The organism is Enterovibrio sp. QJM3NY_24 (assembly GCF_057786035.1).
The window spans coordinates 1,311,228-1,324,603 of sequence record NZ_CM173520.1 but is presented as its reverse complement, the minus strand read 5'-3'; the positions used below and the strand labels follow the sequence as shown (position 1 = coordinate 1,324,603).

Here is a 13,376-nt window from a genome sequence, read left to right as displayed (position 1 = left end):
CGTTTAGTTTCACCGTTAAAACCTTACCGGTGCACCGAACTGAGGTTTTGGTTGGGTCTTGCAGCCCTCTCTTTAAGAATAGTTGCCAATAGCAACCTATATACCCGAGCCACCTCAATAACTCAATGCATAACGGCTCGGGGATATTGTCCATACGATCACAGTAACCCCCTTTCTCTTTCATCATAATTTCGATGCACTTCAATCTATAAGGCATAACTCGTGAACTGCGCTGTGAAATACCGCTAGCGTGTTGTTTTTTTCAACACCATCAATACCATGCTCATAGTTAAGTTGTTTTTGGAAACTAATGTTTTGTCAATAAAGCTCAGCCGCACAACCAACACTGCCGGAATTATCAATTCTTTGTGGCAGTCACCTGGCGTGTCTCGGATTGATATGGCCATGAAATTAGGGCTAGATAAGTCTACCGTAACAAAGACTGTCAACCATCTCATTGATATCGGCATGATCGTGGAGCAGCCGCAGGCGGTGTCAGGAAAGGGGGTCGCCCCAAGGTCTCATTGTTATTCAACGCTAAGTTTGGCGTAATAATTGGTGTCGATGTCAATTCTGATGCCATCAAAGTTTCCGTCATCAACTTGCTCGGGCAGGTGATCTATCACGACATGAGCGCCATCGATACCCAAGCCCTCATAGATAAAGCCGTTGTTGATGCTTTGCTACCTTGTATTGAAACCATTCAATCATTGTTCCCCCGTATTTTGGCGATTGGTATTGGTATGCCAGGGCTAATCGATCCTGACAAAGGCCAATTACACGTTTCTCATTCCCTAAACGCTAGGTCGACCATCAACTTTACCTCTCGATTTAAGCGATATTTCCCCTATCCAGTTTTCATCGACAACGATGCAAACTGCGGCGCTTGGGGTGAGCTCATGCAGCAACGAAGCCTGCCCTTTGACCACTTCCTTTATGTGCTGCTTTCAACGCACCATGCGAGAGAGCTTTATCACCGACTAGGGATTGGCGTAGGCGTGGTGCTCAATCGCCAACTGTTTTATGGCGAGCAATTTATGGCGGGGCAATTTAACAGCCAGGCGCTGATGCAAGGCGCTGAACCGACGCCTAGCGTCATCATCGAAGAATTCTCATCACTTGCCGTAAACGTTTGTAGTTTAATGAGTATTCGCCGGATCGTCATCGGTGGTAATGGCATGTCTTTCGGTTCTGAACTCGCGGCTTCACTGCGAAAGCACAGTGACAATCTGGCGGGGTCATTAATCGTCAAACCCAACATCGAGTTTTCATTGTTAGGTCCACAAGCCGCTGCGATGGGCGCAGCCTGTATGGCTTGGCAAAAATTGCTCACACCCGAACTCAAGCTTGCTGAAAGTCTCGGCCTGTCTGAAAACGGAAATCTTTCCATTTAATGGCGAATGACAAGGACGTCTGATGACAATGATATTCCCCGCACCAAAGCGCTACTTAGCAGGATATTCGACAAAACATGTCAATGTCTCTGCGTTAGTATCTTCTTGTCCGATACGCTTTGGGGCTAAAGTATTAATCGCTACCCTCAACTATCGCCACGATCCCGCTCTAGCAAAGCAAGGTTTTCGCATTCGGTTTATGGGGGGATGCCTCGTCGTTGACTATGCCGACCTTCATGGTATTCGCTACGCACATCTCGCCATTAATCAGTTGATTCAAAAGAATGCTGTGATTCGAGAGGACATCGTCATCGAAGATTGGCCAGACTTTCCAACACGGTCTGTTTTGCTGGATATTAGCCGTGATCGTGTGCCGACCATGGCATCACTCAAACGATTGATCGATTATTTTTCTTCACTACGATTCAACCAATTGCAACTTTATACCGAACATACCTTCGCTTACCGCAATCATGAGAAGGTATGGGCAAATTATTCGCCAATGACAGCGCAAGAAGTCAAAGAAATCGATGCGTATTGTCGTCAACTGGGTATCGAGTTGGTCGCAAATCAAGCTTGCTTTGGCCATATGGAAAAGTGGCTTAATCATGAAGACTATCAACATCTTGCCGAGCAGACGTCGGGCTTTCTCGATCAAAGGGGAGACTTTCGCCCTGGTGCCTTTGGACTAAACCCAATCAGCCCACAAACCGAAACGTTTATTGACGAATTACTCGAAGAACTGTTGCCGAATTTTTCGAGTGACACCATTAACATTAATTTTGATGAAACCATGGACCTCGGCGCTGGGGCAAGCAAATCTGCTTGCGAGATTTTCGGTAAAGGAAAGGTCTACCTCACTTACCTAAATAAAGTGATTTCTCTTGCCAAATCAAAAGGGAAACACTGCCAAATGTTTAGCGACATGCTGTTTCGCTACCCCAACCTAATTGACCAACTCCCCGACGATCTCATCTTATTAAATTGGGGGTACGAACCCGATCACCCCTTTGATGCTGAACACAAACAGCTTTCCTTGTTTGGATATCCGTTTCATGTCGTGGTATCGACAAATTGTTTTGCCTCTGTTTCAGGCCGTTGGCATGCGGCCGTTTCGCATATGCGTAGAGCGGCTAAATCCGCCAAGCGCTTTGGCGCTGAAGGGTACATGGTGAGCGAGTGGGGTGACATGGGACATGGGCAGCAGTTCGCTATGCCTATCCCGGCTTATGCGTTTGGTGCCGCCATGGCGTGGGGACAAGAGCAACAACTCGACAGTAATGTCATCGACGCAGTGAAAGGGTTCTACCCTGATGCCACTCATACCGAGGTAGAAGCGCTTATTGCACTACAAGACATTTACCTCTCAACAGGAGTCAAAACCCCTAACTGTGCATTTTTTGGCCCCGTTCTGTTTGATCAAAAATCACGTCGACATATCAAACATGCCACCGGTGTACCATCCCACACTCTGGATATTGCACGCAAAGAATTGACTGTGTGGAAGCAAAAACTGGCACTCCTTGATGCCAGTGAAGTGATGCCAGATTTACTGTGGACGATCGATGCGCTCGATATTGCTTGTCGCATCGTGCAAGGATATGCCGAAGAAGGCCACCGTCAGGTAGAGCACTTTTCATCTTCACGAAAAGATACCCTTCGTCATGATGTACAACAGCTTTTGAACACATATCGAACGCTTTGGGCGGAATACTATCGACCCGGCGGTTTAACGCAAAGTAGCGAACGATTGGAGTATTTATTGACCTTGCTCGAAGACATCCCCGTTCAGGTCGACGCACAAGAGGCTATCTTATGACGAACACATTTCTCGAGGTCAAATCGGCAATTCAAACACTTTCGCTGAATAATAAAGTCCTTTTTGTTCATGCTTCTATACGTTCACTGGGCAAACTTGATGGCGGAGCGATAGCGCTACTCAATGCCTTTCTTGACGCAGGGTGTACCGTTATCGTACCGGCATTTAACTACGACACACTTTGTCTCCCACCCATAGGAACGAACTACCAACAAAATGGGCATCGCGGTCAATGGCATTTCGAACACACCGAGTCCTTTGATGTCAGCTCGAATCACATCGAACCCTCTATGGGCGCGTTTGCCGCTGCGGTTGTCAACCACCCTAAACGGTTAAGAACCGATCATCCGATCAACAGCTTTGCCGGTGTGGGCCCTAAAGCAGGTGCAATACTGGCACAACAAACTGATGCTGAGGTCTATGGTCACTATCAAGGTTCGGAGGTCAAAGACGCTATCGTGCTATCAATAGGCGTGACACCACAAAGTCTTACCCCTATTCATTGCGCAGAACAACAGGCTGGACGTCGCTTATTCCGCAGATGGGCACTCACCGCCTCAAGGGGAGAAGTTGAGGTTTGCATCGGTAGTTGCTCGAATGGGTTTAATCAGCTCGAGGATGCTTTGCAACCTGCGGCGACAAAAATCAAAGTCGGATTAGGTGACTGGACAAGCTACTCGCTTGAATCGCTATTGGAAAACTGCACGCGTGCCATCATTGACAACCCATCTATTACCCAATGCGACATTGATTGCCCGCGTTGCCAAGATATGGTCGGCGGTGGATTGATCATTAACAATTGAATATCGCACCACAAGGTGACACCGTCACTTATTATCACCTTCGCCATCACGACTGCGCCGCATTTACCGTCATTAGTTCGGTTATATTTTTGACCAACTCCATTTCAGTACCTACTTTTTAACACACGCGTAACATTAAAGAGTAAAGGAATGAAAGAAATGAAGGGAACTCATAATAATATCAACTACCTAGTAAAAGTAAGCAAGAAGATCTGGGCGGTTATTCAGCATCGTTCTCGTTTACAACCCAATCCAATGACACAGACGTAGAGCAAAAAGCGTATGAATTGATGAATTCAGATAAATCTGTGTCAATTTTCAAAAGCAAAGAAGACGCAGAAATTGCCGCAGAAAAATGTATACTGGTCTGCATTGATGATGGATTTATTAACTATTGATCCCCCGATGTTTATTCACAAAAAGCACCTCTCGGTGCTTTTTTCGTTAATACGCAGGGCCAGATAGATCGTCTTTATCGACCAGGCTGCCATTCTTCGTACTGTGGCATATCATGCTCATAATTCATCCAGCTGACTTCGTGCGATTTCCAGATACGAAGTGCGGGCGTTTGCTGGGGATCATCATCTAAACAAGCTACACGTAGCACATGAAATGGCATCCCTTCTTTGGTAGAGATAAGTTGGCTGCCGCACACTGAGCAAAATTTTCTCAACTTACCCGGTGAAGATTCAAACTGTGACAATTTGTCCTCCCCCGTTAACCAGCGAAAATCCTCTGGCTTCACCGCCGCACATGTATTGAAAGCCGCTGCATGCGCTTTACGGCATGTGTTACACGAACAATGCATGATCGGTGAACTTAATGCTTCCACCTCATATTGAACAGCACCACAAAGACAACTTCCTTTCATCTTGTTCTCCTTTCTTATACTTAATGATCACATGCTCTCTAGTCTCGTTCTACATCGATTAAACCCTGTTCCGCTCAAAATGTATACGGCAGATACAACGTCATAAATCTCTTTTAAACAGATAGATACAAAAAAGGCACCTTTATAAGGTGCCTTTAACAGTAAGCGAAGATCGAGGACATCTAACGGGCCTAAGCCACTTCAGCAGCTTCCGTCTTCTGTGATTTATCAAACAAAAGCTTGTAACTCATAATGCCAATCACCAGCACTTTGATGATCATCATTTGTGTGTTGCCGTAGTAGGCGGCCATACCAACAAAACCCGAGAGCAGCATAAGCTTGCGGTAGTTGATCAGGGTGGTCATATACAGTGCCAGCAAAATCACACCCAAATCCGCAAACTGCAAGGCAACGGATAACGTAGGCTCTGCAATAAACGCTGAGACTGCCACGTAAACGATGTACATAATACCTGCCGCCATCACTCCGCCCAGGCCAAGGATCACGGCCTTTGACGCATTGGTGAAGTCTTTTGCGTAGCGGTAAGTATTCAGTGATGCCACTGACAGGTTAAGAATGACTTTCGGCCACCATCCCATCAAAAACGCCCACAACGTATCGTTCGCTGCAGAGCCAAACGCGGCAAATCGCGTAAATTTCATGGTATTGAAAATAGTAATACCGATGTAGAAAGCAACGGATGTCCATCCAAGGATTTCTGTGAAAAAGTCTAACGTCATTCAGGGTATATCTCTTACAGAGGAGCATGAAAAGCTCAAATTTGCGTTTTTCTTAACCGACAGAAAGGACGTAGCCAACTTGCCGAATATTTAACCATTACGCCCGCACAAGTAAGGGGGAAAATAAGGTCTGGAGCGATAATAAGGCGAGAATGACGCGATTATCAACATCTAATGCAGATATATATTATTTTACTTCTTTCATCGAATGTCAGAGACAGCAGAAGCGGCATCCCGTTTGTGGCTAAGGTATTGAATCCAGCTTTCAGTTTGCGTTGTCGGCTCGATTTCATTGGCTCGCTTCGCATGCTCAAGGGCTTTATCTAGATTATCGAGTTTGTCATAAGCGATTGCCTGACCAAGTTCAGCTTGCGCTTGTTGGTTTGTTTCCGTGATCAAATCCAGACTGGTTAACGCCTCTTGATACAAACCACGTTGAAGTTGTGACTGTGCCAGCGACCAACGATACTGATTGTCTTGCTCCGCTGCTCGCTGCCAAGCCGCAATCGCATTATCCCACTCTTTCGCCAACTGCCAGTAACTGGCTTCCATCGCCAAAGATGAGGCTTTAGCATTTTTCGTATTCAACTCGAGCATCAAAGCGGCGGCTTTTTCAGGAACACCCTGTTGAGCATAAAGTTGTGCCATCATCCTTTTTTCTGAAGATGACAGTGCGATTCCTTTTCGCACCGCCAAAACAAGGGTCTTCAACATGTCTATCGGTTGATTGAGCTGCTGATAACTCCCCGTTAACTGAAGCCACCAGGCCTTATTCTCAGGATCAATTGCGATAAGCTGTTTAAGCGTGGCAATCGTCCCCTTCCATTGCTTCAGCGTGATCTGAGATCCCAATTTTAGAGACAAAGAAGACACCTTGGCCGCCGCCAGTGAAAGGTGACGATTAATCGCGGACAGCGCTTGTTTTGCTTGCTGATTTTGATAGTGAGCCTGCGCAATACGTAGCCAAATATCAGCCAATTCTTTTTCGGTTGGCGCATGACCGGAGGTAAGTGGAAGCTTGTCACTGGTCAGTGAATAATAACGACGAAGGGCTTCGGCGTAGCGCGATTGCGAAAGCAAGATATCAGCGAGCATACGTTGCGCTGAGCGCTGTGCATCAGGTTCAAGCTTGTTACTGTCTACTGCGGCTTCTAATGACCTTATCGCTTTGTTGGGTACACCTAATTGCCAATACAAGCCGCCTAACATGCGTTGTACGAAAGCAACGTCATACGTGCTAGCCATGGATGTACTTTCCAGTACTGTGGTTGCCTCTTTCCATTTTTCCTGCTGCTGCAAGTTTATCGCCCGTTGTACCTTATTGGCGGTAATGGCGGAAAGCGACGTTGCACTCACGGGCGGTATCATCAAACAAACAGTAAAAATCGCAGCTAAAATCAAACGAAGCGTTCTCATTTGGCTACCGTAAAATCAAACTTAACGGTTTGACCCTGCTGCGCAATGACTTGGCCGCCAATACGTTGAGGGGTGTATTTCCACTTTTTCAGCGCGCGTAGTGCTTCGCGGTCAAACATGCGTTTTGGTTTTGAATCCACCACTTTCAAATCTGTCGGGCGTCCTTTTTCATTTATCGTAAAGCTAATCACCACATATCCTTCAATACCGCGTTTTAATGCCTTGGCTGGATATCTTGCTTCCACGCGTAAAGTCGGCGTTGCGGCCTGTGCCGTTCCCACCTCCATAGATGGCAAAGCACTCGCAGGCATCGCAGCAAGCTTCGACACAACAGGCAACGATGTTTCAAAACCCGTGACGCTAATATCCATCGCAATATCTGGCAGTAATGCACTGATGCTGGGTTGCGCGGTCGTATTCGCGGTACTGGTAACTTGCGGATTCAAAACTGGCGTTAACGGTGTTGCAGATTGTGGAGGCGGTTCGGGTTTCGGAGGCAACAAACGTTCTCGGCGTGTTAACTCAGATTCGGGTTCAACCATCACAAGATCGAAAGCCAGTGAGTTGCTTGCACGCCTATCGTTTGGCCGTGACGGCTCAACCATCGCAGCCATCAGTGCAAACAGTGCAAGCACACAAAGCCCAGCAACGGGGACTGCCAATATCCAACGCAGCATTAACCTTGCTCCGCTGCCAATGCAATGTTATCAATACCCGCTCCTTTAGCGGCATCGATAACCGTCACTACCGTGCCGTTGTATGCGAGCTTGTCTGCTTGGATGACCAATGAGGCGCCTGGCTGTTCAACCATCAGCCTTATTAGCGTCGCTTCAAGACGTTCTTCATCCACTCGTTGCTTATCGATATAGATATCATTGCTAGCGGTAATCGCAACGATTATCCCAACGCCTTTTTGTACTGAAGCATGGCTAGCTGCAGGGCGGTTAACATCAACGCCGGACTCTCGAACAAATGAACTAGTGACGATAAAAAAGATCAGCATGATGAATACAATATCCAGCATGGAGGTCAAATCAATCTGGGCATCATCTCTGGCCTTTTGCTGTCTCTGGAATCTCACTGCTGACTCCTTAACGCTTTGGACAATAAAGCTTCACGGCGTTCACATGCTTTAAAAATACGGGCATGTGCAAACATTCCCGTGAGTGCGATCACCATCCCAGCCAAAGTGGGAAGCGTTGCCATCGAAATACCAGCAGCCATCGAACGCGGCTCGCTGGTCCCATCCATAGCAATAACATCAAATACCGTAATCATGCCTGTGACAGTGCCAAGTAATCCGAGCATGGGGCAAATCACCACCAGCCCTTTAATCAGATTGAGATGACGAAACAACAGAACATGCGCGTCAAAAAGCCAGCCGTCACGAATCACTCGAGATGCCCATGACGCAGGGTTGTCGCGAGTCTGCCAGCGTGACACCAAGGATTGGTGAGTATTGGGGAAGATCAGCGCTAAAAAGAGTATCCGCTCTGCCACCAACAACCAACACACCCCTGCGACAATGGCTAATCCCCATAGAATTGGACCACCTTGCGTCATAAAGCCTAACAGTGACTGCCACCACTGTTCAGCAAGGTTTGCCTGATAAACGGTTATCTCTGTCATGCTCGCAACTCGACAACACTCGTAGGGATGGACACTTCAGACTGCTGCGCAACCAAGCTCACACCAATTTTTTCCAGCGTTCCCCTCAGCATTTCAGCCTGCGTCGTCAACATATTGTGTGCTAAAAGTAACGGCATGGCCGCGACTAAACCCATCACAGTGGTAACCAACGCCATTGAGATACCTCCAGCCATGACCGTGGGATCACTGTTGCCAAATTGGGTGATGACCTGAAAGGTTTCTATCATACCCGTCACCGTGCCCAACAACCCAAGCATCGGTGCTATTGCTGCCAACAGTTTGAGCATCGACAAACCTTTTTCAAAGCCTTGCTGCTCATCCATAATGGTTTCCATCAATCTCAGCTCAAGAGAATCCAAACTTCGGTTAGGTTCTGAGTGATAAACCTTCAATACTCGCCCTAAGGGATTATTACCCGCTGTTTCAGGGTGTTTAATTTGCGCGCGAATCATTAAGCGCGTTCTTAACAGCACGACCCCTCGCACTAGGGCAATACCCAAGCCCACCGTCAATAAACCAGCGATAATCTTACCGACAACACCAGCTTGCTGAAATCGTTGCGACAATGTCGGCGTGTTTGACAATTGGTTAAGCACCTCGCCGCGAGTAGGATCAATGGTGACAAAGTCTCCCGCCTTGGTTTGACGCAACGTCACATTCGTCAAGCCCCCGTTGGGTTGATACGGCAGCAGGTTCGCTTGTTGGCGTACGCCATCCCATTCGAGGTAACCGTCTTGATCCACCAAGCCAACATTTCCCAAGCGCTGCACTGATTTTTCACGGATTGCTCCACTCGCATCACGCACATTGACCTGCACTGGCGCAATTTCACCACTGGCCACGAGATCGTTCGACATGCCGACAAACAAGGCGTTAAGTTTAGTTAGAGAAGGCAACACTTTCGCGTCAGCGATGTCATCAAGTGTACGATTATATTCACGAGCTAGCTCGGACTGAGACGCCGACACTGGCGAATCTACACGCCCTTGTTGAAGCTCTCGGCCAACTTGCCTCACCACACCAAAGACTTCCCCTAAACTGCCCGTTTCCAGATGCAGAGTTTGTTCAAGATCAGACAATTTTTTTTCGTTGGTGGTGAAGTTATCACTCAGTTTTTCAGTCTCGCTTTCAAGCGTCTCTTGTTGTATTTGAAGTGCGGTTAGCTGGCTTTTCAGCGCAGCCTCTTGTTGTTGGAATGTAGACTCGCGCTCCCTGTTATGTGCCTTGCCTTCAATGTGTGCAGCTTGAGATTTATCCACCAAATCACTCAGCACGGGCAAAGAAACACCACTCATTAGCAGTGCCAGTAGCAAGTTTGGGAGCAGATTTTTCATCTTCATTTTTGCGCCTCCGGTTGAGAAGGCTCAGTCAATGATAGTGGCAAACTCAATAGTGTTGGCGCAGCTTTTTTGTTGGCAACTTGGTAGGCCAAATGCAATTTATCCCTATCAATATCGCGACCTTCAGCCGACACTGGCACCCACGCAGAGTGAGCACGATCGAAATACCAAAATGCGCTGCCATCTAGACTTTTAGCGACAAGAGAAAGGCGGCCAAGATGTAGAACATCGACATCTCGTATAACCCCATCCAACGTCATTTTTTCCTGATATACGCCCAGCTTTGCGCCATAGTCGAGCTCTATTTGATAAGCTTCGAGGATGCGGCGAAACTTCTCTGCATCACTGACGTCCGCCAGAGACATCATGCTTAAGAGCCCAGCAACACGCTGCTGACGGCGGTCGTGCTTGATGGGTAAATCGGATTCTACCCAGCTATCCAGCGCATCGATCATGAGATACATCAAAGGCACAATGCCTTGTCGTGTTTGTTTGATGTCTTCCAATTGTTGATGAAGGCGATCTTTCTCTTGGTCTTGATCAATAACCAAGTTTTGGAGGTGGTGACGATAAACCTTCAGGTTTTCGATTTCCTGTTGAAGGCGTTCAATCTCAGATTTCATCTGTTGAGTGTTTTCGTCACTCGCATCAATGCGCTTTTGGGAGACAGTTGCAGCGTGGAGTGTGTCAGCCTCGATGGAAGCGGCTCTATCCAATTCAGTCGCGCCCACTAATAGAGGTGTGCTAACTAAGGTGATAACAAAGATGCGTTTGAAGAGTTTCATGAAATAGTGTGTCTCTGGATACTTGGTCAATATTTACACTGTAAAACAATCATGCCAATCAGCCTGATCGTATCTGTAAATATACTTTTTAAAACAATAGGTTATTTCTGTAAAATGAATCTCTACTGACGCAATAGCTTCATCAATGTAGCAATATTGCGTTGATGGCCAATTAACACTTTCGATTCAACAAATTTTCGACCTGAGGCCAAAGTGCTTCTCTCGCTATATTGTCGCAGATTAATTGATCCACTCCAGCACGGAAAAGGTCGGTTTGATTCGCCTTAGTCGCATTTGGCATCAGAACAAGCAAAGGTAACGCCGTGCTTTCTCTTAAACGTCTAACATCTGTCATACAAGGAAGTACGCCTTCAGAAGCAATCAGCACCAAATCGAAATTGTATTGCTGGAGTGCGCGCTCTGCTTGTTTGACATGAAGAACACGTGTCACTTTGCAACCGTGTTGACTAAATGTCGTTTTCACCCAACCGCATGGGGATAACCTGCTTTCAATAAGAAGTAACTCCGGCATGCCTACACTCTTAAATGATATTAATTCTCATTATACTCTCATGTCTATCCTGAAAGGTCTACTTTTGCAACCTGTACGACGAAACAGGAAAGACTGTACAGCAACTAATTTGTAATCCTGTGAAAATAAAACCAATAAATTGGATTTCACTCTCATATTACTGTCAATATAACGCATTGAAACGCTTGCCTAAACAATGTCCAGAAGAGTAGACTTCCCCTTCCAAAATAAGAGCTTCCATTTACATTGATGGTATCAATAAAAATTTATGTCTACGAATAAACCTCTACTTGTTGTCTCTCTGGTTTTGTTTTTTACGATGTTAGCAATGATGCTCACCTCACTGACCTATTCAAGTCAGATATATGTGATTCAAATTCAAAAGCAACACGAGAAGCTGTTGAAAGATCCAGAAGACGCTAAAGTGTCTGATTTAGTAGGGTTAGCCGACATTTGCGAAGATATCCGTTTTAGTGGCACTTTGTCACTTCATCTGTCAGCGGAAGAAACCTTTAGTGTTCAACGCGCATGCGAAGACATCAAAACCCGTTTACGTCTTAATCAGTTCACAGAACAAAGACTTTCAATGCGCCGTTAACCGCGCATTGGACATTGCAAACATTCGAACGGGAGCCTAGGCTCCCTTTCTTTTTGCTCGATAGATTGAAGCGCAGCGCACATTGTGGCAAAGTCGCAGCCGAATTCACTCATCCACGGGCTTTAACATGAACGTCCAACCAAATAACCCACTTCATGGGCTTAAACTTGAGCAAATCGTCAATGCGTTAGTTGACCATTATGGCTGGCCATATTTAGGTCAACATATTGCCATTAACTGCTTTAGAAGCGATCCTTCCGTGAAGTCTAGCCTCAAGTTTCTTCGTAAAACGCCTTGGGCACGAGAAAAAACTGAAGAGCTATATATTGACACTTTCTGTACTCAGGATGAGACCGCAGATCCGTGGGCAGCGGCATTAAACAAACTAGAAAAGTAATCAGATTTCCAATCGGTTAGGTGAAGTCGTCACCATTGTGCTCGTGGTTATATCCAAGCAACCTCAAGATGTTTGTTCAGTGAGAATTTGCTAGGGTATAGATTGAATAAGCCAAGATCACATATGGAAATGACATGGAATCAGGCTGGGAATCACTAACACTGGTTTTTCTTGCACCGCTGTTTTTAATCTGCATGGTGCTTGAATACCGACTGCTGCGCAGGCAAGGCACCAACGACTATTCGTTGAAAGAGTTAGTGTGTAACTTTAGCCTTGCCGGTCTTCATCAAGGCGCAGATATTATCGCCACCTTTCTACTCATGCCTTTCTTCTTATGGCTGTATCAGTTTCGCCTGTTCGATATCACCATGACGCCATTGGCGGTATTTACCGCATTTATTCTTCAAGATTTCTTCTATTATTGGTTTCATCGAACATCGCATAACGTACATTGGCTATGGGCCTCACACGTTGCCCATCATAGCTCCGAGAAGATGAACTTCACGACGGCGTTTCGCCAAAGCCTGACCTACCCCATTTCAGGCATGTGGTTGTTCTGGACACCACTAATGTTAATGGGCTATCCACCCCAAATGGTTATCTTAGTCGTGGCTTTAAACCTTGGCTTTCAGTTCTTTGTGCATACCTGCACAGTGGGAAAATTGGGTTGGATTGAACACATTTTCAATACGCCCTCTCATCACCGCGTGCATCACGCTCGAAACCCAGAATACATCGACAAAAACTTTGCAGGCGTCTTGATCATATGGGACAAACTGTTTGGTACTTTTGTTGAAGAAAGAAGCGACATCCACATTAATTACGGTATTCCACATGCCATAAACAGTTGGAATCCCTTTGTGGTGACCTTTCACCAATGGAAAACACTCGTCACGCTGGCCTTTTCGCCTGCCAAGACTCCCATAAGTGTTCGTCTAACCTATTTGTTTGGTGCTCCCAAGATAAGTGATGGCACCATTCGAAATAAGCCTCCCAAAAGTTCGACAAACTAAAATTAAGCTGATTCACCA

The 13,376-nt window shown here is 46.4% G+C and carries 16 protein-coding genes; 7 read left to right on the top strand and 9 right to left on the bottom strand.

Annotation, left to right across the window (positions count from 1 at the left end; translation table 11 throughout):
- The first annotated feature begins 279 nt into the window (after window positions 1-279).
- The 4 genes from AC3CIC_RS22070 to AC3CIC_RS22055 all read left to right on the top strand — a co-directional run bounded on the left by AC3CIC_RS22070 (window position 280) and on the right by AC3CIC_RS22055 (window position 4,016).
- Window positions 280-552, top strand: a complete 273-nt coding sequence (locus AC3CIC_RS22070; protein ID WP_488516259.1) for a MarR family transcriptional regulator — start codon at window positions 280-282, stop codon at window positions 550-552.
- Window positions 525-1,394, top strand: a complete 870-nt coding sequence (locus tag AC3CIC_RS22065) for an ROK family protein (RefSeq protein WP_488516258.1) — start codon at window positions 525-527, stop codon at window positions 1,392-1,394. The genes AC3CIC_RS22070 and AC3CIC_RS22065 overlap by 28 nt, the downstream gene beginning before the upstream one ends.
- Before the next feature lie 199 nt (window positions 1,395-1,593).
- Complete coding sequence (locus tag AC3CIC_RS22060) at window positions 1,594-3,213, top strand: beta-N-acetylhexosaminidase (protein ID WP_488516861.1); 1,620 nt, start codon at window positions 1,594-1,596, stop codon at window positions 3,211-3,213.
- Window positions 3,210-4,016: an AAC(3) family N-acetyltransferase gene (locus tag AC3CIC_RS22055; RefSeq protein WP_488516257.1), complete on the top strand. Its 807-nt coding sequence runs from the start codon at window positions 3,210-3,212 to the stop codon at window positions 4,014-4,016. Before AC3CIC_RS22060 ends, AC3CIC_RS22055 begins: the two co-directional genes overlap by 4 nt.
- Before the next feature lie 472 nt (window positions 4,017-4,488).
- Here the strand turns inward: AC3CIC_RS22055 and AC3CIC_RS22050 are convergent, their stop codons facing one another.
- The 9 genes from AC3CIC_RS22050 to AC3CIC_RS22010 all read right to left on the bottom strand — a co-directional run bounded on the left by AC3CIC_RS22050 (window position 4,489) and on the right by AC3CIC_RS22010 (window position 11,350).
- Complete coding sequence (locus AC3CIC_RS22050; RefSeq protein ID WP_488516256.1) at window positions 4,489-4,887, bottom strand: GFA family protein; 399 nt, start codon at window positions 4,885-4,887, stop codon at window positions 4,489-4,491.
- Window positions 4,888-5,078: 191 nt separating this feature from the next.
- On the bottom strand, window positions 5,079-5,627 hold the full coding sequence (locus AC3CIC_RS22045; RefSeq protein WP_488516255.1) for a hypothetical protein: 549 nt from the start codon (window positions 5,625-5,627) through the stop codon (window positions 5,079-5,081).
- 201 nt (window positions 5,628-5,828) lie between these two features.
- Window positions 5,829-7,043, bottom strand: coding sequence for a tetratricopeptide repeat protein (locus AC3CIC_RS22040; RefSeq protein ID WP_488516254.1), 1,215 nt, complete (start codon window positions 7,041-7,043; stop codon window positions 5,829-5,831).
- Window positions 7,040-7,720 (bottom strand): energy transducer TonB, encoded by a 681-nt coding sequence (locus AC3CIC_RS22035; RefSeq protein WP_488516253.1) that lies wholly within the window; start codon window positions 7,718-7,720, stop codon window positions 7,040-7,042. Before AC3CIC_RS22035 ends, AC3CIC_RS22040 begins: the two co-directional genes overlap by 4 nt.
- Window positions 7,720-8,124 carry an ExbD/TolR family protein gene (locus AC3CIC_RS22030; RefSeq protein ID WP_488516252.1) on the bottom strand — a complete coding sequence of 135 codons (405 nt, stop codon included), beginning with the start codon at window positions 8,122-8,124 and terminating at the stop codon, window positions 7,720-7,722. Before AC3CIC_RS22030 ends, AC3CIC_RS22035 begins: the two co-directional genes overlap by 1 nt.
- Entirely contained in the window at window positions 8,121-8,672 is a 552-nt protein-coding gene (locus tag AC3CIC_RS22025) for a MotA/TolQ/ExbB proton channel family protein (protein WP_488516251.1), read from the bottom strand. The genes AC3CIC_RS22030 and AC3CIC_RS22025 overlap by 4 nt, the downstream gene beginning before the upstream one ends.
- Window positions 8,669-10,033 carry a MotA/TolQ/ExbB proton channel family protein gene (locus AC3CIC_RS22020; RefSeq protein ID WP_488516250.1) on the bottom strand — a complete coding sequence of 455 codons (1,365 nt, stop codon included), beginning with the start codon at window positions 10,031-10,033 and terminating at the stop codon, window positions 8,669-8,671. Before AC3CIC_RS22020 ends, AC3CIC_RS22025 begins: the two co-directional genes overlap by 4 nt.
- A complete protein-coding gene (locus AC3CIC_RS22015) occupies window positions 10,030-10,818 on the bottom strand; it encodes a DUF3450 domain-containing protein (protein WP_488516249.1) in 789 nt (262 codons plus the stop codon). The genes AC3CIC_RS22020 and AC3CIC_RS22015 overlap by 4 nt, the downstream gene beginning before the upstream one ends.
- 172 nt (window positions 10,819-10,990) lie before the next feature.
- On the bottom strand, window positions 10,991-11,350 hold the full coding sequence (locus AC3CIC_RS22010; RefSeq protein WP_017006422.1) for a response regulator: 360 nt from the start codon (window positions 11,348-11,350) through the stop codon (window positions 10,991-10,993).
- 268 nt (window positions 11,351-11,618) lie between these two features.
- On the opposite strand from AC3CIC_RS22010, the gene AC3CIC_RS22005 reads away from it, so the two are divergent.
- The 3 genes from AC3CIC_RS22005 to AC3CIC_RS21995 all read left to right on the top strand — a co-directional run bounded on the left by AC3CIC_RS22005 (window position 11,619) and on the right by AC3CIC_RS21995 (window position 13,358).
- Window positions 11,619-11,948, top strand: a complete 330-nt coding sequence (locus AC3CIC_RS22005; protein WP_488516248.1) for a hypothetical protein — start codon at window positions 11,619-11,621, stop codon at window positions 11,946-11,948.
- Window positions 11,949-12,075: 127 nt separating this feature from the next.
- On the top strand, window positions 12,076-12,345 hold the full coding sequence (locus AC3CIC_RS22000; RefSeq protein ID WP_488516247.1) for a VF530 family protein: 270 nt from the start codon (window positions 12,076-12,078) through the stop codon (window positions 12,343-12,345).
- A 134-nt stretch (window positions 12,346-12,479) separates the two neighbouring features.
- Window positions 12,480-13,358, top strand: coding sequence for a sterol desaturase family protein (locus tag AC3CIC_RS21995; RefSeq protein WP_488516246.1), 879 nt, complete (start codon window positions 12,480-12,482; stop codon window positions 13,356-13,358).
- Window positions 13,359-13,376: the final 18 nt, after the last annotated feature.

What these genes read in the sequence shown, in the direction of transcription:
- AC3CIC_RS22045 (WP_488516255.1), bottom strand. Translation starts at nt 5,627, where the DNA reads ATGACGTTAGACTTTTTCACAGAAATCCTTGGATGGACATCCGTTGCT.
- AC3CIC_RS22060 (WP_488516861.1), top strand. Translation starts at nt 1,594, where the DNA reads ATGGGGGGATGCCTCGTCGTTGACTATGCCGACCTTCATGGTATTCGC.
- AC3CIC_RS22010 (WP_017006422.1), bottom strand. Translation starts at nt 11,350, where the DNA reads ATGCCGGAGTTACTTCTTATTGAAAGCAGGTTATCCCCATGCGGTTGG.
- AC3CIC_RS22035 (WP_488516253.1), bottom strand. Translation starts at nt 7,720, where the DNA reads ATGCTGCGTTGGATATTGGCAGTCCCCGTTGCTGGGCTTTGTGTGCTT.
- AC3CIC_RS22055 (WP_488516257.1), top strand. Translation starts at nt 3,210, where the DNA reads ATGACGAACACATTTCTCGAGGTCAAATCGGCAATTCAAACACTTTCG.
- AC3CIC_RS22020 (WP_488516250.1), bottom strand. Translation starts at nt 10,033, where the DNA reads ATGAAGATGAAAAATCTGCTCCCAAACTTGCTACTGGCACTGCTAATG.
- AC3CIC_RS21995 (WP_488516246.1), top strand. Translation starts at nt 12,480, where the DNA reads ATGGAATCAGGCTGGGAATCACTAACACTGGTTTTTCTTGCACCGCTG.
- AC3CIC_RS22015 (WP_488516249.1), bottom strand. Translation starts at nt 10,818, where the DNA reads ATGAAACTCTTCAAACGCATCTTTGTTATCACCTTAGTTAGCACACCT.
- AC3CIC_RS22050 (WP_488516256.1), bottom strand. Translation starts at nt 4,887, where the DNA reads ATGAAAGGAAGTTGTCTTTGTGGTGCTGTTCAATATGAGGTGGAAGCA.
- AC3CIC_RS22025 (WP_488516251.1), bottom strand. Translation starts at nt 8,672, where the DNA reads ATGACAGAGATAACCGTTTATCAGGCAAACCTTGCTGAACAGTGGTGG.
- AC3CIC_RS22070 (WP_488516259.1), top strand. Translation starts at nt 280, where the DNA reads ATGCTCATAGTTAAGTTGTTTTTGGAAACTAATGTTTTGTCAATAAAG.
- AC3CIC_RS22005 (WP_488516248.1), top strand. Translation starts at nt 11,619, where the DNA reads ATGTCTACGAATAAACCTCTACTTGTTGTCTCTCTGGTTTTGTTTTTT.
- AC3CIC_RS22000 (WP_488516247.1), top strand. Translation starts at nt 12,076, where the DNA reads ATGAACGTCCAACCAAATAACCCACTTCATGGGCTTAAACTTGAGCAA.
- AC3CIC_RS22040 (WP_488516254.1), bottom strand. Translation starts at nt 7,043, where the DNA reads ATGAGAACGCTTCGTTTGATTTTAGCTGCGATTTTTACTGTTTGTTTG.